General features: G+C 72.6%; 13 protein-coding genes. 3 read left to right on the plus strand and 10 right to left on the minus strand.

All coding sequences use genetic code 11. The features are described from left to right. The first annotated feature begins 211 nt into the window (after positions 1 to 211). Genes GA0070216_RS10475 through GA0070216_RS10485 form a run of 3 tightly spaced genes read left to right on the plus strand, consistent with a single transcriptional unit; the run spans position 212 to position 3,589 of the window. Positions 212 to 1,147, plus strand: coding sequence for a sulfotransferase family protein (locus GA0070216_RS10475; protein ID WP_141723037.1), 936 nt, complete (start codon positions 212 to 214; stop codon positions 1,145 to 1,147). Beyond that, a complete protein-coding gene (locus GA0070216_RS10480) occupies positions 1,140 to 2,090 on the plus strand; it encodes a sulfotransferase family protein (protein ID WP_091243108.1) in 951 nt (316 codons plus the stop codon). Before GA0070216_RS10475 ends, GA0070216_RS10480 begins: the two co-directional genes overlap by 8 nt. Then, a complete protein-coding gene (locus GA0070216_RS10485; RefSeq protein WP_091243111.1) occupies positions 2,087 to 3,589 on the plus strand; it encodes a hypothetical protein in 1,503 nt (500 codons plus the stop codon). The genes GA0070216_RS10480 and GA0070216_RS10485 overlap by 4 nt, the downstream gene beginning before the upstream one ends. A 53-nt stretch (positions 3,590 to 3,642) precedes the next feature. On the opposite strand, the gene GA0070216_RS10490 is transcribed toward GA0070216_RS10485, so the two are convergent. From GA0070216_RS10490 to GA0070216_RS10535, 10 genes are all read right to left on the minus strand, one after another. Next, positions 3,643 to 4,488 carry a sulfotransferase family protein gene (locus GA0070216_RS10490; protein ID WP_176738904.1) on the minus strand — a complete coding sequence of 282 codons (846 nt, stop codon included), beginning with the start codon at positions 4,486 to 4,488 and terminating at the stop codon, positions 3,643 to 3,645. Continuing rightward, positions 4,485 to 6,071 carry a flippase gene (locus GA0070216_RS10495; RefSeq protein WP_141723038.1) on the minus strand — a complete coding sequence of 529 codons (1,587 nt, stop codon included), beginning with the start codon at positions 6,069 to 6,071 and terminating at the stop codon, positions 4,485 to 4,487. The genes GA0070216_RS10490 and GA0070216_RS10495 overlap by 4 nt, the downstream gene beginning before the upstream one ends. A gap of 15 nt (positions 6,072 to 6,086) precedes the next feature. Beyond that, positions 6,087 to 7,163, minus strand: a complete 1,077-nt coding sequence (locus tag GA0070216_RS10500) for a Wzz/FepE/Etk N-terminal domain-containing protein (protein ID WP_176738905.1) — start codon at positions 7,161 to 7,163, stop codon at positions 6,087 to 6,089. Positions 7,164 to 7,174: 11 nt separating this feature from the next. Next, positions 7,175 to 8,674: an O-antigen ligase family protein gene (locus GA0070216_RS10505; protein WP_091243124.1), complete on the minus strand. Its 1,500-nt coding sequence runs from the start codon at positions 8,672 to 8,674 to the stop codon at positions 7,175 to 7,177. A gap of 65 nt (positions 8,675 to 8,739) precedes the next feature. Further along, a complete protein-coding gene (locus GA0070216_RS10510) occupies positions 8,740 to 10,029 on the minus strand; it encodes a glycosyltransferase family 4 protein (RefSeq protein ID WP_091243127.1) in 1,290 nt (429 codons plus the stop codon). Positions 10,030 to 10,266: 237 nt separating this feature from the next. After that, positions 10,267 to 13,485, minus strand: coding sequence for a ThuA domain-containing protein (locus GA0070216_RS10515; RefSeq protein WP_091243130.1), 3,219 nt, complete (start codon positions 13,483 to 13,485; stop codon positions 10,267 to 10,269). Between the two features lie 452 nt (positions 13,486 to 13,937). Then, the gene (locus GA0070216_RS10520; protein ID WP_245722418.1) at positions 13,938 to 15,050 is read right to left on the minus strand and encodes a sugar phosphate isomerase/epimerase family protein; all 1,113 of its coding nucleotides are present in this window, start codon (positions 15,048 to 15,050) and stop codon (positions 13,938 to 13,940) included. 477 nt (positions 15,051 to 15,527) lie between these two features. Beyond that, a complete protein-coding gene (locus tag GA0070216_RS34455; protein ID WP_091243134.1) occupies positions 15,528 to 16,106 on the minus strand; it encodes a TlpA family protein disulfide reductase in 579 nt (192 codons plus the stop codon). After that, positions 16,103 to 16,555: a hypothetical protein gene (locus tag GA0070216_RS34460; protein WP_091243137.1), complete on the minus strand. Its 453-nt coding sequence runs from the start codon at positions 16,553 to 16,555 to the stop codon at positions 16,103 to 16,105. Before GA0070216_RS34460 ends, GA0070216_RS34455 begins: the two co-directional genes overlap by 4 nt. 76 nt (positions 16,556 to 16,631) lie before the next feature. Continuing rightward, complete coding sequence (locus GA0070216_RS10535; RefSeq protein WP_245722419.1) at positions 16,632 to 18,635, minus strand: M6 family metalloprotease domain-containing protein; 2,004 nt, start codon at positions 18,633 to 18,635, stop codon at positions 16,632 to 16,634. Positions 18,636 to 18,873 lie beyond the last annotated feature (238 nt).

Raw genomic sequence — 18,873 nt, forward strand, 5'->3', positions numbered from 1 at the left:
CCCACTGGGGTCGGGGGGTGGGGTTGTCGCCCCGGACAGCAGCGGTGACCAGGGGCCCCACCGTATGCAACACCGGTGTCGTGAGTCCAGTTCATGATCCCCAAGTAGCCACACGGCCCATCACCGGCTGACCACACGGCCACGTGGCCAGCCGCGATGATCTGCCGGTACCGTGTGCCCCACCCCGCCCGACGTGCCCGAGGAGGACCCGGTGCCCCACCCCGACGAACCCTCGGCGCTGGCGTACACCGCCCGCCGGGTCCGCCGGCACCTGCGCTGGGCGCGTACCGAGGGCATCCGGCGGCTGGTCGAGGAGGACCGGCTCGACCCGGTCGAGCGGGCCCGCACCGCGCTGGCCAAACGGCGGTGGCGGCGGGCGCATCCCGGGCCACCCGGCCAGGCCGTCCCGGTCTACCTGGTGGGCCTGCAACGCTCCGGCACCAACATGCTCACCCGGGGATTGGACGCGGACCCGTCGGTCGAGGTGCGCAACGAGAACGACCGCGCGGTGTTCCACCGCTTCCGGTTGCGCCCCGACCCCGTGCTGACCGCCGCCATCCGGCGCAGCCGGCACCGGTTCGTGCTGGTCAAGCCGCTGTGCGACACGCACCGGGTGGACGAACTGCTCGGCCTGGCCGGGGTCGCGCCGGGGCGGGCGCTGTGGGCGTACCGGGACGTCGACGACCGGGCCCGCTCCGAGGTGGCGAAGTTCGGTGACGCCAACCTGCGGGCGCTGCGGGCGATCGCCGACGGCACGATCGGTGACCGCTGGCAGGGGCAACGTCTGGACCCGTCGGTCCGGGAGCTGGTCGCCGGCTTCGACCACGACCGGATGACCCCGCACACCGCCGCCGCCCTGTTCTGGTACGTCCGCAACTCGCTGTACTTCTCCCTGGGCCTGGCCGACCGCCCGGACACCCTGCTCTGCTCGTACGACGCGCTGGTCGCCGACCCGGCCGGGCACACCCGGCGGCTGTGCGCGTTCCTCGACCTGCCGTACGACCCGGTGCTGCACGCGCACGTCGGCGCGCGCACCCCGCCGCGACCCCGGCTGGAGATCGACCCCCGGGTACGGGCGCTGTGCACCGCGCTGACCGGCCGGTTGGACGCGCTGGCCGGCCGACCCGAGACGGTGGAACATGGCTGACCCCGCCGACCCGATCCCGCACCCCGCACCCGACCCGCAGGCCCGGCCCGCACCAATGGCCGACCCCGCACCCGACGCGCAGGCCCGGCCCGCACCGGCGACCAGCCCCGCACCGCACCCGCAGGCCCGGCCCGCACTTGGGACCAGCCCCGCACCGCATGCGGCAGCCGGGGCGGGTCGTGCGCAGGGGCCGATCTTCCTGGTCGGGTGCCAGCGGTCCGGCACCACGATGCTGCGCCTGGTGCTCGACTCGCACTCCCGGGTCAGCTGCGGCCCGGAGACCCGGTTCCTGGCCGACATGCAACGCATCGTCGGGCGGGACTGGGAACGGCTGTCCCGCTTCGGGTTCCCCCGGGAGTACTGGCTGGGCCGCATCGGCGACTTCTTCGGCGGCATCCAGGCCGACTACGCCCGGTCCCGGGGCAAGACCCGCTGGGCCGACAAGACACCGCTGTACGCGCTCTCCATCGACTTCCTGGCCGAGGTCTTCCCCGACGCGCAGTTCGTGCACGTCGTGCGGGACGGCCGGGACGTGGTGGTGTCGCACCGCAAGCGGTTCGGCTACTGGTCGGCGGTCAAGTGCGTGGTGAAGTGGCCGCGCTACATCCGGATCGCCCGCGCCGCCGGGGCCCGGCTGCCGGCCGACCGCTACCACGAACTGCGTTACGAGGAGACGGTCACCGACCCGGAGAAGGCCATGCGCGGCCTGTTCGAGTTCCTCGGCGAACCCTGGGAGGCTGGCGTGCTCGACTACGACGGCAAGCAACACGACGTGGCGGGCAAGTACACCGCCGAGGCGGACCGACGGCGGGCAGCCGCCGGCACCGACGCCCCGATCTACGGCTCCCGGGTCGGCACCTACCGCCGGGAGCTGGACCCCTTCCTGCGGGTGCTGGTCCGGGTCTTCTCCGGCGCCACCCTGCGCGAACTGGGCTACCGGTGAACCGCCGGAACGGGTCGTCGGTGGCCCGTCGGGCCGGGCGGCGGACGCTGATCGCCGGCGCGCTGCTGTTCGCCCTGGTCGCCGGGGCGGCCTGTTCCGACGATCCCGCTCCGGCTCCCCGGCCCGCCCCGTCGGCGACCGGTCCGTCGGCCGGTGCCAGCGGCACGCCGCTGCCGGCCGGTGCGCCGGTCCGCAACCCGTTCGGCGCGCACTGGGACTTCACCCGGCACGACCAGTTCGTGCCGTACCTCGAGAAACTCTCCGGCTCGACGACCTACCACGAGCTGAGCTGGTGTGACATCGAGAAGACCCAGGGCAGCCCGGACTTCTCGGCGGTGGACCAGATCGCCGAACGCAGCCGCAAGCTCGGCATCACCCTGCACCTGAAGATCCGTACCGGGGTGTGCTGGGCGACCGGCGGGACGGCGAAGTTCACCCGGGGCCAGGCCAACAAGACCGAGTCGGCGATGCCGACGGACTTGGCCACCTACCAGAACTTCGTCCGCGAGCTGGTGAAGCGGTACGCGCCCTACGGCGTCGGTGAGTACGCCATCGAGAACGAGGTCAACGCGCAGCAGTACTGGGCGGGCAGCCCGGAGGACTACCGCCGGCTGGTCACCGCCGCCGCCGAGGCGATCCGGTCGGCCGACCCGAAGGCCAAGGTGGTCGACTCGGGCATGAGCAGCGTGGCGTACGGGATGGGGGTCGCCGACCGGCTGCTGCGGGCCGGTCAGCCCGACCAGGCCGTCGCCGCCTACCAGGCGTACTTCCAGCGGCGGATCGGCACCCGGGGTCGGCTGATCCCGGCGGTGAACGACCCGGCGGCGTTGCGTGCCGCGCTGGACAACGCGCCGAACGCCCGCAACCTGGCCTACCTCGCGGTCACCGAGAAGCTGCTCGACGACCGGGTGGTCGACGTCCGGCAACTGCACTTCTACGAGCACTTCTCCGGGGTGCCGGCGCTGCTGGACTACCTGCGGGCCGAGACGCCGTCCGGTGTGCCGGTGCAGGCGTGGGAGGTCGGCCAGTTCTGGAAGGACGGCGGCGACGACGCCGCGGCCCGGGGCGACGAGATGGTCAAGGTGGTCAGCCTGCTGGTCGCCGGGGGCATCCACGAGGTGCTCTGGCTGCCGCTGGCGTACAACCCGAACAACCGGGCCGGCGCGGAGGTCCGCTACGGCCTGCTCGACCCGGACGGCACCCAACGGCAGGCCGGCGCGATGATGGCCGCCCTGGCGGCGGCGGCCCGGGACGCGACCGTCGAGCCGGTGAACGGCAAGGGCCTGACCGGGGTGGCGTTCCGGCGGGGCGCGGAGAGCACGTTGGTGGTCTGGTCGACCTCGACCGGCACCGTGTCGCTGCCGGCCACGGCGGGTCTGACCGGCGGCCCGGTCGGCGTCGATCCGACCGCCCGCACCGGCGCGCTGCCGATCGGCCCCAGCCCGGTGCTGCTGCGGGCCAAGGACGACCCGGCCACGGTCCTCGCCCCGATCCGCTGACCGGTGTGCCGCCCCGACCAGGGGGTGGGCGGCGTCGGCGGCCCGGCGGCCGTTCACCAGGTACGCGGCCAGCCGAGCAGGTCGGCGAGGCGGGCGTTGTGCGGGGCGAACTCGGCGGCCAACGCGGCCCGTAGTGCGGGGGTGAGCTGGGACGGGCCGGTGTCCGCCCGACGGGTGTGCCGGGCGAACTCCGCCGGGGTGAACGGGGCCAGCCCGAGGAAGCGCAGCACGCCCGCGTAGGTGGCCGCCGGGTCGGCGTACAGGTCCTCGCTGCGGATCACGTGCAGCCGTTCCGGGGGCAGGTGGGCGTACCAGCGGTCGAGTTGCTCGGCGTAGCGGCCCCGGGCGGCGTAGGAGAAGTTACGCAGCGCGTGGTGGGCCGCCGGGGTGTCCGGCCCGTCGGCCAGCGCCCCGGCCAGCCGGCCCGGTTCGGCGGCGAGCGCCTCGGCGAAGCCCAACGGCTCGACCCCGTACGCGCGGGTGTGCAGGTAGTGCGAGTAGGCCCGCTCGACCGGGTCGCGCAGCAGCGCCACGAACCGGGCCTGCGGCAGCGTCGCCGCCACCCGGGCCGGAACGCCGGGGTGGAACAGGTAGTAGGGGCTGGCCTCGAAGCTGCGTCGACCGGCGACGGCCGGTGGGAAGTGCGCCCGGTACCAGCGGGTCCCCCGCCCGAAGTGCAGACTGAAGAACTGGAGTTCCTTGCCGGTGGCGGCCCGCACGTCGGGGTGCGCGGCGAGGTAGTGGTGCAGTGAGGTGGTGCCGCAGCGCTGCCCACCGATGATCAGGAAGTCGGGCAGCGCGCCGACCGGGCCGGGCCACACCGCCCGCCCCCAGGCGCGGGTGCCGCGTACCACCCGACGGAGCCGGTCCACGGCGGCCCGGCGCGGCCCCGCGCTCACCGCGACACCGCCCGGTCGCGCGGGTCGACACCCGGGGGGTCGACCCGCACGGTGTCGGACGGGTCGCCGCGACGACGGCGGCGGGCCAGGGTGCGCAGCACCATCAGATCCTCCCGGCTGAGCCCCAGCGCCAGCACGGTCCCCAGGTAGACCGCCACGATCGCGGTCAGCCCGGCCGCCGGCCGCCACGGCCAGCCCGGCACCAGCCAACGCACCAGCAGCCCGGCGGCCAGCGCGGCCACCCCGGCGGCCAGCCCCTTGGCCATCCCGACGGTGAACGGCAACGCGCCGGTCAGGTGGCGGACCTGCACCACCCGGGCGATGTTGACCACGATCAGCGAGGCGCTCCACGCCGCCGCCGCGCCGACGATCCCGTACGCGGGGATCAGCCACAGGTTGAGCAGCACGTTGAGCACCAGGGCGACCAGGTTGTCGGCCATGTTGAGCGCCACCCGGCCGGACATGTTCAGCACCGTGCCGCACGGGCCGGTCGCCGCGTTGACGAGCTGGCCGAGGGCCAGGATCACGGTCACCGCCGCGCCGGTGGCTACCTCGCCGCCGAAGACACGCAGCAGGTCGCCGGGGAGGACCAGCAGCGCCACGAACGCCGGCAGCGACAACCGGACCACCCAGCCGGTGGCCACCGCGTAGACCCGGCGGACGTCGTCGAGATCCCCCCGGTGGTAGAGGTGTGCCAGGTACGGACCGAACGCCGCGTTGACCGGCGCGAGCACGAAGATGGCCACGGTGACCAGCCGGGTGGCGACGTTGTAGACGCCGATCTCCGGGTTGGCGAAGAAACCGAGCAGCAGGGTGTCCACCCAGATCAGCCCGGTCGACGACAGCGACGACACCCAACTGACAGTGGAGAAACGGAACAGCTCCCCCGGCCGGTGCACCGGCCGGGCCGGCGGCACCCGGCGCACCAGCCGGGCCAGCGCCAGCAGGGCGAGCAGGGCCGCCGACCAGCCGGCCGCCACCAGCGCCCAGAACGCCCCGGTCAGCCCGGCCCCGGTGACCAGGGCGAACAGGGTGAGCAGCAGCCGGGTGCCCGGCTCGTAGAGCTGGCCGATGAAGGTGAACGGCCGCTGGGTACGCCAACCCCGGGTCGCCGCCAGGGCCGCCTCGCAGATCGTCGAGGCGGGCAGGGTCAACGCGACCAGCCGCAGGCCGGTGACCAGCCCCGGATCGTGCAGCCGGTCGGCGAGCCAGGGTGCGCCCCAGGCCAGCGCCCCGGCCAGGACGACCGACGAGCCGGCCGAGACGGCCAGCCCCAGCCGGACGGTGCCGCGCAGCGCCGGGGCGTCGTCGTCGGCCAGGTGCACCGCCACGAACCGGGTCAGCCCGGCCCGGAACCCGGACAGCGACAGCAGCCCGGCCAGCGACAGCACCGCGTAGCACTGGGCGTACCGGCCGACCTCCCGGATGCCCAGCACCCGGGCCAGCAGCAGCATGATCAGGAAGACCGCCGCCTGGCTGAGCAGGGCGCCGAGCAGGTTGAGCCCACCGCCCCGGGCCATCCCCCGGACGTGCTGGTCGCCCCGCGCCGCTTCCCGGACGGGCTGGTCGCCCCGTGTGGACACTGCGGGCACCCTCACCTACCGACGCCGGGAGTGCTGCTCGGGCACGGTCGCCGTCACCGCCGGCAACACCACCGTGTCGTCACTGCTGCGCCGCCCACCGGTCGGGGCCGGGGTCGCCCGGCCGACCGCCGCCGGCTGTCCGGCCCGGCGGCTGCGCGCCAGCCACTCCAGCACCGCCACCAGCAGCACGGCCAGCAGCAGGCCGGCACCGGACACCGGGAGCACCAGCGCGACCAGCGCCTGCATCCGGGACACCGGCTGCACCTCGCCGACGCTGGTGACCTTGTCCGGGTCGGCCGCCTGGGACTGGGCGCGGGCCTGTTGCAGGCCCTGCCGGGCCGAGGCCAGCGCGCTGGTGGCGCTGTCGCGCTGCGCGATCAGCGCCTGGTAGTCGGGCAGCTTCGGGCCGAGGCCGTCGAGGCGTTTCTGCCCGGCGCTGATCGACTCGGCGGCGGCGTCGGCGCCCCGGCTGTTGCCGACCGCCTGCATCTGCAACTGCTGCTGCCGCAGGCTGGCGATCTCCTGGAGGGTCGACTGGTAGAGCTTGTCCGGCTGGCTGACCTTGTTGGTCTTCTCCCAGTCGTTGATCGCCCGGGTGGCGGTGGTCAGCTCGTCGGTGGCCGCCTTCACCTCGTCGGTGGCGATGTTGACCTGGCTGGTGAACAGGAACGCCAGCGCGCGCCGGCCGGTGGCGGTGAGCACCGGGGCGACCGTGGACCGGTCGTCGGCGGTGTAGGTCACGGTGAGCTGACTGCTCGCGCCGACCTGCTTGACCGCGAGCCCGTCGCGCAGCGTGTCGGCGGGGACCCCGGTGTCGGCGGCCACCTGGTCGACCACCTGCGGGGAGGTCACCGCCGCGGCGAAGGCCGCCGCGAACTGGTTGGCGGCCTGGGTGCCGGTGTACTGCTGGGACGCGCTGCCACCGACCAGGGCGGGCGCGGCGACGTAGGAGGTGGCGGCGTACTGCTGCGGGCCGAGCAGGACGATCAGCGCGGCTGCCACCCCGGCCACCAGCGGAATGCCCACCAGCAGCCAGAGTCGACGCCGCGCGACCCGCAGATAGTCGACGATCTCCACCCTGGTGCTCCCCACTGCTTGACGGTTCATCGGTTGGGCCGGCCGGTCGTCACCGGTCGGAGCGACGCCGGCCGGGACAGGTCGTCCGGTAGCCCGCGGGCGACCGCGCCGGCTGCCGCGGCGAACGCCGCGAAATACCACAGGGTCACCACGTTCGAGATCACGTTGGAGGCCGCGCTGACCGCGACGAAGGCGACCGCGCAGCCCAGGAACCCGATCGCGATGCCCCGGCCGAGGGTGCCCGGTGGGGCCCGGCGCAGCGCGTTCAGCCCGGTGTGCAGGCACAGCGCCATCATCGCCAGGTACGCCAGCAGCCCGGCCAGCCCGGTCTCCACGTACGCGCGCAGGAAGTCGTTGTGCGGCTTCTTCGCCTCGTCGGCCTCGAACTTGGTCATGTTGGGGCCGATCCCGGTGACCGGGTTGCGGTTGGCCAGCGACACGATCTCCGCCCAGTAGCCGACCCGCCAGGCGAGGGTGTTGCCGGTCGGGCCGCCGCCCACGGCGCTGCTGTCGGCGAGTTGCCCGAAGCGGTGCGCGACGCTCGGCAGCAGGGCCACCCCGGCCACCGCGACCAGGCAGAGCGCCACCAGCATCCGCCGGCTGCGGTGCAGCACCGCCACCACCAGCAGGCCCAGCCCCGCCCCGAGGATGGCGCTGCGGGTGTTGGTGAGCAGCAGGAACAGCAGCGACGCGGCGAGCAGCGCGCCGAGGCCGAGCCGCAGTCGGCGGCTCAGGTAGCGGTGGATGCCGAACCCGAAGATCACCATGAACATCAGGTAGCGGCCGAACGTGGTGGACTGGCTGAACGGTCCGCTGATCCGGGTGAAGTCCCCCTTGACCTCGGCCGGTGGGTGGCCGAGCAGGGACAGCACGACGGTGTAGCCGACCGCCAGCGCCAGCGAGACGTACGCGGCGAGCAGCACCCGGCGGACCGCCGGCAGGTCCGGCATCAACTGTTCCAGGACCACGAACATCACCACCACGGTGCCGATCCGCAGCGCCTCCAGGGCGCTGGGCACCGGCTGGGCGGCACCGGCCGCGCTGACCAGCGAGGTGGCCCCGACCAGCAGCATCGCCACGCCGAGCGGGGAGCCGCGCAGCCGGCCCCGCTGCCGCAGTTGGGCGGCGAGCCAGAGTCCGGCGGCGAGCAGGAACAGCACCGCCAGGATGGTCGAGGGGTCCATCGTGCGGGTCGCCCCGGCACCGTCGGCCCGGCCGGCCGTCGGGCCGCTGAGCTTGAACAGGTCGACGCAGGACCGGACCGCCAGCATCAGCAGCACGTACGCCGAGAAGCGGGTCAACGCGAGCACCCCGACGGCCAGCCCGGCGAGGATCACCAGGGGCAGCACCGCGCCGATCCGGCCGCCACCGGTCGCGACCAGCCCGGCACCGACCGCGACCACGGCGCAGAGCAGCGCCGCGCCGCCGGTCAGCAGGCGCGCGGTCGGGTCACCGACGGACCACCGTCGGCGTCTCTCTGCGGGCAGCGCGAGGTCGACCTCCGTGCCGTGTCGCTGTCCGTCCACCGCTCGCCGACCACTCGTTTCCGCAGATTGTGTTGCCGGTCGCCGCCGACGGCCGGGAGAACGGCCTAATCTAACGGTCGCCGTCGGGCCGGGACATGGGCCGTTACGTCGACCGTTGGCGACTTAACGTCCCGAACCGGGCGGGGCACCCGCAGGGCCAGCGAGAAGTAGAGCCGTTCCAACTCGCGGGCTGCCGCGTCCCAGCTGTACTCGGCGAGTACCCGGTCGCGCAACAGCGCGGCGCCGGCCCGTTCGGCCGGTCTGTCGGCGGTCACCGTGGTCAGCGCCCGCAGCAGGTCGTCGACGTCGCCGTCGCGGAACAGCCGTTGCCCCGGACCGTCGTGGTCCAGCACCTCCCGGTGGGGTTCGATGTCGCTGGCCACCACCGGCAGCCCGTACGAGGCGGCCTCCAGCAGGGTCAGCGGCAGCCCCTCCAGGCGGGACGGCTGCACGAACGCCGCCGCGTGCGAGTACAACTCGGCCAGCACGTCGCCGTAGACGAAGTCGGTGAACACGATGCGCGGGTCGTCGCCGGCGGCCTGACGCAGCCGGGCGACGTACTCGTCGGTGAAGGCCGAGCCGCCGACGATGGCCAGCCGCAGGTCGGTCGGCAGCCGTCGGAACGCCCGGACGAGCAGGTCGGCGGCCTTCTCCGGGACGAGCCGGCCGACCAGCAGCAGGTAGCCACCGGGGCGCAGGCCGAACCGGGACAGCTCCCGGGGCGGCCGGTGGGTGGGGGCGGCCACCCCGTTGGGGATGTAGCGGGCCGGTCGGCCGAACCGGCTGGTGTAGTGCGCCGCCAGGCCCTGCGACACGGTCACCCGGGCGTCCGGCAGGTGCCCGCTGAGCCGGTACGCGGTGCCGAGCACGGCCCGCGCCGCCCGGCCCCACTTGTCGCGCTGGTTGTCCAGCCCGTGCACGGTGAGCACCACCCGGGCCCGGGAGGCGTAGCGGACCAGCGGCGCGGTCAGCACCGGGCCGAGACCGTGGTAGTGCACGATGTCGGGGCGCTCGGTCAGCGCGGCCAGCGTCGAGGTGGCCGAGTGCACGATGGCGTCGAGGTGCTTGCTGGGCACGGTGCGCGTCCGCCGGAGCCGGATGCCCCGGTGCCGGGTGGCCTCCACCGCGCCGTAGCTGTCCCGGCAGTAGACGGTGACCTCGTGGCCGAGCCCGGCCAGCCGGCTGGCCATCTCCTCCACGTGCCGTTCGATCCCCCCGTGGGTGGCCGGCACGCCCTTCTGACCGATCATCGCCACCCGCAGCGGGCGCCAACCCGGCGGGCAGGTCACTGTCGGCCCCGAACGGTCGGGGCGGAGCTGCTCGCCCCGATCGGCGGCATCGTCACGGAACGGCACTGTCCCCCCTCGTTTCTGCTTCTCACCGGGGCGATGGCGCTGCCCCCGGCGCACGGGACGCTAGATCATCGATGATCGGCCGACCACTGGCCGGTCAGTCAGACCTGGCCGGACACCGACGGCTCCGGCCGGGCCGGACACCGACGGTGCCGACCGGCCGACCGACGGTGGCCGCCCGGTGCCGTTACGACGCCGGGAGGACGGAGTCTCCGTCCTCCCGGCGACCGGAGGGTGACGTCAGGCGGTCGGGCCGCCGAACTCCACCCAGTTGAGGTTGAACAGACTGGTCGTGGGTCCGCCGGAGGCGGGCTTGAAGACCAGGTAGAGCGCGTGGGTGCCGGCCGCCTGGCTGACCGGGAAGGTCTGGCTGGCCCAGGCGCTGGTGCCGGCGGTGGCGTTGAGCGTCGCGCTGGTCACCAGCGTCCCGGTCGGCGAGTCGAGCCGCAGCTCGACGATGCCGCGCGGGGTCCCGACGGTGGCCGTGGAGCCACCGGCGTACCGGAAGGTGATCTTGTCGATCCCGCCCAGGTTGATCGGGTCGAGCGCGATGTGGTCGCCGTTGTCGATGCCGGCCACGTGCTGGCCGCCACCGGCGTCGGTGGTGTTCGCCAGGGTGACGCCCTGCTGCACCTGGGCGAACTCGGCCTGCTGCCGGAAGGTCTGCAGAACGATCTGGTCGAGGGCGGACAGCGCCGGCTGGCCGTTGGCGCCCTTGTCGGTGTAGGTGGCGCTGATCGCGCCGTACAGGTAGCCACCGGCGTGGTCGGCACCGTCGGCCGGGGTCTCGAACGAGCCCGAGCAGCCGTTGGCGTCGCTCATGCCGTGCCCGTGCGTGTCGTGACCCAGGACGAAGGAGACCGTCACCCGGCTGCAGTCGATCGGACCGTCCTCGGGGTCGGTCACGGTGACCGTCCACGGCACGGTGTCACCCCAGTTGAAGAAGGTGCCGGACAGCGGCGAGGTGACCTTCACGGTGGGTGCGGTGTTGCCCACGGTGATCTCGCGGGTGAGCACCGCCGTCTTGCCGCTGGTGTCGGTCACCGTCAGCTTGGCGGTGAAGACGCCGTTGGTGGTGTAGGTGTGCGACGCGTCCCGGTCGGTCGCGTCGGTGGTGCCGTTGCCGTCGAAGTCCCAGGCGTAGGTGATGGTCTCGCCCGGGTCCGCGTCGTAGGAGCCCTCGGCGGAGAACTGCACGGTCAACGGCGCCTGCCCGGAGGTGGGGCTGGCCTTCAACTCCGCCACCGGCGCCCGGGTGCCCTTGGCGTAGCGGATCACCGACAGGGCGGCGTCCGGGTTGGCCCGGAAGAAGCCGTCGCCGTACTCCAGCAGGTAGAGGTTGCCGTCCGGGCCGAACTCCATGTCCATCGGGTTGTCGAAGACGACGCCCGGCAGGAACTGCTCCACCCCGACCAGCTTGCCGCTGCCGTTGGTGCGCATCATGTAGATCTTGTCCCGGGTGAACTCCCCGAAGACCACCGCGTCGTGGTAGTACTCCGGGAACTTGGTCTCGGAGGCCAGCGCGGCGTCGTACTTGTAGACCGGGCCGCCCATCGGGCCGACGCCACCGGTGCCGAGCACCGGCCACTGGAACTCACAGGTGCCGGGCGGCGTGTTCAGGTACGCCTCGGCGCAGGTGGTGGTGGCCCGGAAGGTGTAGTTGAGCTGCGGGTCCTGCACCGGCGGGAGGACCCGACGGCCGGTGTTGCGCGGCGAGTCGTTCACCGGCGCGGCGCAGTTGAACGCCCCCTTCGACTGCTTGGTCACGAAGTCGTAGTCGATGTACGGCAGGGTCGGCGAGTAGCAGTACGGCCAGCCGTAGTTGCCGGCCTTGTTGGCGGCGATCCACCGGCCGGTGCCCTCCGGCCCCCGGGCCGCGTTCGGCACCTGCGAGTCCGGCGAGTAGTCACCGATGTAGACGAAGCCCCGGGAGTCCACGTCGAAGCGGAACGGGTTGCGCAGCCCCATCAGGAAGATCTCCGGGCGGGTCTTGTCGTCCCGGTCCTCGGCCTCGGGGAAGAGGTTGCCGGCCGGGACGCTGTACGACCCGTCGGCCTTCACCTTGATCCGCAGCACCTTGCCCCGCAGGTCGTTGGTGTTGCCGGCGGAACGCTGGGCGTCGTAGCCCGGGCCCTGGGTCGGCGACTCGTTGATCGGGGTGTAGCCGTCCGAGCCACCGGCGTTGGTGTCGTCACCGGTGACCAGGTAGAGCAGCCCCTTGCCGTCGAACTTGACCTCACCGGCGACGTGGCAGCAGACACCCCGGTCGGTGTCGACCTTCATGATCTTCTGCTCGCTGGCCAGGTCCAGGTGCGGCGTCGGCTCCTCGACCCACTTGAACCGGGAGAGCTGGTTGTGCCCCTTGTAGGCGTCCCACGCGGTCGGGTCGGTGCTGGTCACCGGCGCGTCGGTGATCGGGGTGTCCAGCTTCGGGGCGTAGTAGACGTAGACCCACTTGTCGGTGGCGAAGTCCGGGCCGACGGTGATCGACTGGAGGCCGTCCTCGTCGTGCTGGTAGACGGGGAGGGTGGTGACGACCGGGCTGGCACCGGTCTTCGGGTCGTACAGCCGGATCTCGCCGGCCCGGGTGTTGTGCAGCACCCGGCCGTCGGGCAGCACCGACAGGGTCATCGGCTCGCCCGGCTCGTCGTTGAGGATGACCTTCTCGTAGTTGGCCTTGACCGTCGCCCCGCAGTCGCCCTGGACCATGCCGGCCGACCACTGGATCGCGCCGAGCAGGTGCTTGCGGAAGGTGCCGTTGGCGTACGTGTCGGCGGAGTCGCCGAGTCCGGTGTAGAACGACCGGCCGCCCTGGAAGTCCTTGCACCAGGAGATCGGGTGGTCGTAGCCCATGGTGCCGCCGGTGAAGGTCTTCTCGTCCACCGTGGCCAGCACGTGCGCGGTGCCCCGCACGTTGGTGGTGAAGTTGTACCACTGGTCGTTCAGGCTGAACTGCCGGGCGAGCGGCTTGCTCGCCGGGTGGACCCGGTCGGCCACGTCGATGGTCGCCGACCCGCTCGACGCCGTGCCGGCCGCGGTGGTGCCGACGATGTCGCGGTAGAACGTCCACGATGGCTCGGCCTCGACCGCGGCGTGCACGCCGAGGTAGCCACCACCGTTGCGGATGTAGCGCTCGAAGGCCGCCTCCTGGCCGCCGTTGAGCACGTCGCCGGTGGTGTTGAGGAAGACGACCGCGCCGTAGCTGGCCAGGTTGTCGTCGGAGAAGGCGGTGGAGTTCTGGGTGACGTCGACGGTGAAGCCGTTGCCGTTGCCCAGGGTGCGGATCGCGTTGACACCCTTGTCGATGGACGGGTGCCGCTCACCGTCGGTCTTGGTGAACACCAGGACACTGGTCTTGTCCTGGGCCGGCTGGGCCAACGCCGGGGCGGTCGCGGCGAGCGGGACGACGATCCCGACCCCTGCGATCGCGGCGAGCCATCGGTGTACCGATCTTGCCATCTGGTTCCTCCGGTGGGGGACGATGTGCTACCTGCTCCGGGTGGGTGCCGGGGCCACCCGGGGGTGTGGCGGTGCTGCGCCTCGCTCTCCGGTGGGGGCGGGACGACGCCGTCCCGGCCCCGAGGTGGTTCGCCGACCGGTGAGCTGCCGGGCGGGGCGTGGGGTCGCAGCCCGTGTTGCGGGCATGCGCCAGCACGGCCCGCGGGGGTACGGGTCGGAAGAGGTGACGCGGTGCGCGGGCCCGAGGCCCGCCGGGGGCGGAACGCCCGTGGATCGTTCAGCCGGCCGCCCGGGTCTACGGGGCGGGGCCGGGTGGCGACGGTCGGACGGCGACGGCGTCCGGGCGGTGGCGGTCGCGTCAGGAGACGCGACCGCCACCCGGGGGTACCGCCGACGGGGGTGCGACCGTCGGTCGGTGCCCAGCTGCGGCCGGGGTACGGCCGTCGGAGCGGTCAGTCGTTGCGGTACGTGGTCAGGTCGGCCATGTTGGCGTAGCTGAGCCGGGCGAAGTCCAGCGACTGGCCCGGGGCGGCGGTGCCGCCGGGGGCGGTGTCCATCTCCCAGTTGGCGTGGTGGAAGTCGGACTCGCCGATGGTCTGGAAGAACTGCTGGAAGTTGATGTCGCCCTCACCGAGCGGGATCATCTCGTAGCCGTTGGGCAGCGTGGTGTTGCGGTTGCCGTCCTTGGCGTGGAACAGCGGGAACCGCTTGGTGCGCCGCGCCACGTTCAGGATCGGGTCGAACAGCGAGGTCTTCTCCTGGCCGGCCGAGTTGATGTACTTGGTGTGCTTGTGCCGCGCCACGTACGCCCAGTAGATGTCCAGCTCGAAGAAGACGTACTTCGGGTCGGTCTTGGCGAAGAAGTACTCCAGCCGGCGGACGCCGGAGGAGCGGGTCGGCTTGCCGTTGGCGTCCAGCGGGCCGCTGTCGAGCAGGAACGAGTAGGCCACGTCGTGGTTGTGGGTGTAGAGGCGCATCTTGCGCTCCTTGGCCTGCCGGCCCAGCTCGTTCCACAGGTCGGCGGCGGCGTCCCAGTCGGACTGGTAGGCGCTGTTGCTCGGGTCGCTGCCGGTGCCGATGTTCTTCATGCCGAGTTCCTCGGCGATGTCCAGCTGCTGCTGGAAGGTCGCCGCGTTGATCGACGCGTGGGTGCCGTTGGCGACCAGGCCGTTGTCGTCCAGGATCTTGCGGATCTCGGTCGGGGTGATCTGCCGGCCCAGGATCGAGGTGTGCTGGTTGTAGCCGGCGAACTCGATCTCCTTGTAGCCCATCTGGGCCAGGCTGGCGAGCACCCGCTCGAAGCCGTAGGGCACACCGCTGTCGTCCGGGGCGGCGGCGATCCGGTCCCGGACGCTGTAGAGGATGATGCCCCGGTTCTGCACCGGGATCAGCGGGTCGACCCGCCACTTGCCGTCCGCGCGGGCCGGGCCGTTGGTCTGGAGCACCGGCAGCCCGGCCGCGCCGAGGACAGCGGCGGCGCCGGCCGACGCGGCGAGCAGCCGACGACGGGTGACCTGGGCGCGGTACTGCGGGTCGGCGGCCAAACGGCGCTTTTCCTCGTTCACAATTTCCACCTTTCGAGGGTGGCCCTGCGGGCCACGGAGACGTGCGAGTCCTGCTGTGAGGGTCGGTAAGGACCTGCGCCGCCGAATACGCGTGGCCCGGTGGATGACTGGTCGATCAAGGGGGTGTGTCAGCCGTGTTACGTCCGTGAACCGGACACTAACGGTGGCTGACGGCTAAAGATAGACCTCGAACGGAGAAACTTTTGTTCGCGCGAACAAAAGTTCTCGATGGTCAGAACCAATGCCCGAACGGTCGCCCAGACCCGGCTTCCCGGTCGATTCCCCGGCCCTCACCAGCACGAACAGCGACGGCGACCGGGACGCGGGCACGCGGACGCGCCGCGGGGCGCGATGCCGACCCACGGTCGAATCGACACCACGCCCGAATCGACACCACGCCCGACGCGTCGCCGCGGACCGGTCCACCGCCGGGCGGGGCCGGCCGGGCGCTGGCCCGCCGTCCGGTGCTCCGGTCCGCTACCCGGAACCGGCCAGCACCAGTTCCCCCAGCCGCTGCTCCAACGCCGCCGCGTCCAGGCCGCCCGGCCAGCCCCGCAGCAACGCACCGCCCTTCGCGACCAGCACGACGGCCGGTGGCTCCCGCACCGCGTACGACCGCCAGATGGTCTGCTGCTCGTCGACCACGACGGGGTACTCCACCCGGTGCGTGCGCAGGTAGTCCTGCAACTCCTCGGCCTGGTCCGCGCCGGCCACCCCGACGAAGACCACCCGGTCCCGGTGCCGGCGGGCGAGGTCGCTGAGCGCGTCCTGGCGGGCGACGCAGGTGGTGCACCAGGAGCTGAAGAAGGTGAACACCACCGGTCGGTCCGCCCACAGCCGGGCGGCGGTGAGCGGGGTGCCGTCGGTGAGCCCGCCGGTGAACGCCGGGGCGGCCGGCGCGGTGCCGGGCGCCGGGCGCAGCGCCAGATCGGCGGGGACCGGCCCCGGCATCGTCGAGGCGCCCCCGGCGAGCGCCGGCGCGGACTCCCCGGCCGGGCGGGCGGTGCAGCCGGCCAGCACCAGCACCGCCAGCAACGGCGCGAGCAGCCGCCTCATGCCGGCACCACCGCCACCAGCGCCGGCCCCTCGCTGCTGTCCGGGGTCAGGTCGAGCGCGGGCCGGCCGGCCACCTCCAGCCGGTACCCGGTCCGCTGCGGCACCTGCACCGGCACCGCGAACTCGCAGTAGGTCGGCACCCGCTCCACCGCCAGGTCCTCGGCGAAGGCGGCCACCGCCGTGCCCGCCGGCAGCTTCCCGGTGACCAGGGCCGCGCCGTCCGGGTCGAGCAACCGGAACGGTGCCCTGTGGTGGAAATAGAGGTACGGCCCGGTGCCGGCGCAGTCCACGCCCTCGGCCCTGATGTTGATGTCGCGGACCAGGACCCGGACGGTGGTCGGGGTGACCGCCTCCGGCCCCGGGTCGGGGCCGCCGCAGCCGGTCGTCCCGGCCAGCAGCAGGATCGCCAGCGCGCCGGTGCCGCGCCGGGTGCCCGTGGTCAGCCGCACGTCGTCTCCTCCCACCCGCGCGCCGGGTCCGTGCCGACGGGTGCCGCCACGGACCCGGCGCGACCATCGATACCGGTCAGGACTTCTCCACCCGGCACTGCTTCGTCACGGTCTTGGACGGGTCGCTCTCAGAGGTCGCGGTGAGCTTGACGAAACCGGTGTCCGCGGCGGCGGCGGTGGCCCCCACCGAGACCCGGACCGTGGTGGACTTGCCGAACTGGGCGGTGGCGATCGGGTTGGGCAGCCAGGTCCGCCAGCCCGTGCCGGCCACCTCCGCCGAGAGGCGGTAGACGTCCGACTTGAGGTAGGCGGTCACGTTCTCCGGGTGCTGCTGCCCACCGGCCGAGTAGGTGCCGGTGTTGGTCAGCTCGAACGCGCAGGTCACACCCCGGTTCGTCGGCTTGCCGGTGCTGGTCACCTCACCCTTGGCCAGGGCCACCCCGTGGCTGCTCGGCCCCCCGGTGCCGTCCAGCGACTTCACCGCCACCGTGTACGACAGCGAGCCGGCGGCGTCCCGCTTGAGGTCGATGATGTAGAAGTGCAGCCGGTTGGCCTCGTCGACGTACTCGTACTGGCTGCCGGTGTCCGCTCCGGCGTGGAACAGCGCGTCGGAGAGCTGCCGGTAGTCACCCATGGTGATCTTCTGCGGGGTGCCGTCCGGCCGGTAGAAGTCGATCATGTCGATGTCCTGCGGGTTGGCGTCCACCACCCACTGGAACGGTGCGCTGTCGGCGTTCTTGGTCTTGCTCAGCAGCACACCCCGGTCCGGGGTGAACGAGTCCGCGCCCATCCGGTCGACGACCTCGACGGTGTAGTTGTGGAAGCTCCCGCCGTCGCACAACGGGTTGGTGGCGACCGTACAGGCCGGCGAGAGGTCCTTGTTCAGGGCGATGTTCACGCCGGTCAACCCCTTCGGTCCGGCGTCGACCGCGCGGGCGGTCACCTGGGCGACGACCAGCCCGGAGGAGGCCAGCGCCTCCCGGGACAGCCGCAGCACGTGCTCCTCACCGAGCAGGCCGATCTTGAGCTTGTCCCGCACCGTGTGCAACGACCCCATCGAGCCGCCGTTGGTCGGCGGGATCTGCCAGCGGGTGTGCGGGCCGCCGGGGCCGTTGAACGAACCCCGCGACATCATGCTCCAGATGCCGGTGTACGCCCGCCGTAACGGCTCGCCGTACGGGTTGTTGTAGTTGTCGCCGATGCCGAGCAGGTGGGTCAGCTCGTGGGCGTACACCCCCATGCCGGAGCTCTCGCCCTGGGTGGACGAGCCGGAGCCGGCGTTGGGCCACAACGTCGCCGCCGCCTTCCACGACGTCCACTCCACATAGCGGGTCTTGGCCCAGTTCGGCAGGTTGGGGTCCGGCGGGCCCCAGGCGTCCGGCACGTCCTCCTTGTTCTGGAAGATCATCTGCCCGAACTCCTGCCAGGTGGACGACTCGTCCTGCCCGGCGCTGAGGATGAAGACCAGCTCGTACTGGTCGGCGACCGCGTCACCGACCGCCGCCCGCCAGGCGCCCAACCCGTCGGTGCGGATGTTCTTGTTGCAGGTGTCACCGCTCGGGCAGGCCCCGGGGTTGAAGCTGTTGTCCAGCCCGTACTGGTACGACTTCGCCGGCAACTGGTACGGCCCGAACCCGGCCAGGTCCACGCCGTAGCGCCCGTTGGAGTCCTGCATCCAGTACTCGTGCAGGGTGTGCCCCTTGTTCAGGGTGTTCGGGGTGTTGAGGAAGTCCTGGTAGAACTTCGGCACGTCGGCGCGGGGGATGTTGGCCGCGACCGACTGGGGGTTGCCGAAGACCGTCGAGCGGGCCCGCTGGGAGACCGCGAACGTCTGGTCCGGATAGTCGAGCGCGACCAGGGCGATCTTGAAGTTGCGGACCGCGCCCCGCACGCTCGGGTCGGCCCAGTTCTTACCCGGCACCGCCTGGTAGTCGTCCCAGGTCATGGTGTCGGGGTTCTGCCACGCCTGCGGGTCGAGGACCTGGAACGGCGCGGTGCCGCCGGCCGGATTGGCCGGGGCCGCGGCGGCCTGCGCCGCGCCGGTCACCACGAGGGTGCCGGCCAGGACCGCGGCCAACACGGAGCGCCTCAGTCGGGGTCTGTTGCGGGTAGCACGGTGCACAGGTTCACCTCTCGTCGGGAGGGACACGGCGTCCGGTCCGGTGTCGGCGAGGGGTGGCTGCCGGGACACCTGTCACTGGGCCGCGCAGCGAATCTAGGAGGACGGGCCGGGGCCGGTCACCGTGCAGATGTCGGCAGGTGGACCGGCGGCTTCCGACACCTGAAGGACCGACGCCGGGGCCCGGCGGGCCGCCCAC

The organism is Micromonospora matsumotoense (genome assembly GCF_900091525.1).
In the GTDB taxonomy this organism is placed as follows: Bacteria; Actinomycetota; Actinomycetes; order Mycobacteriales; family Micromonosporaceae; genus Micromonospora; species Micromonospora matsumotoensis.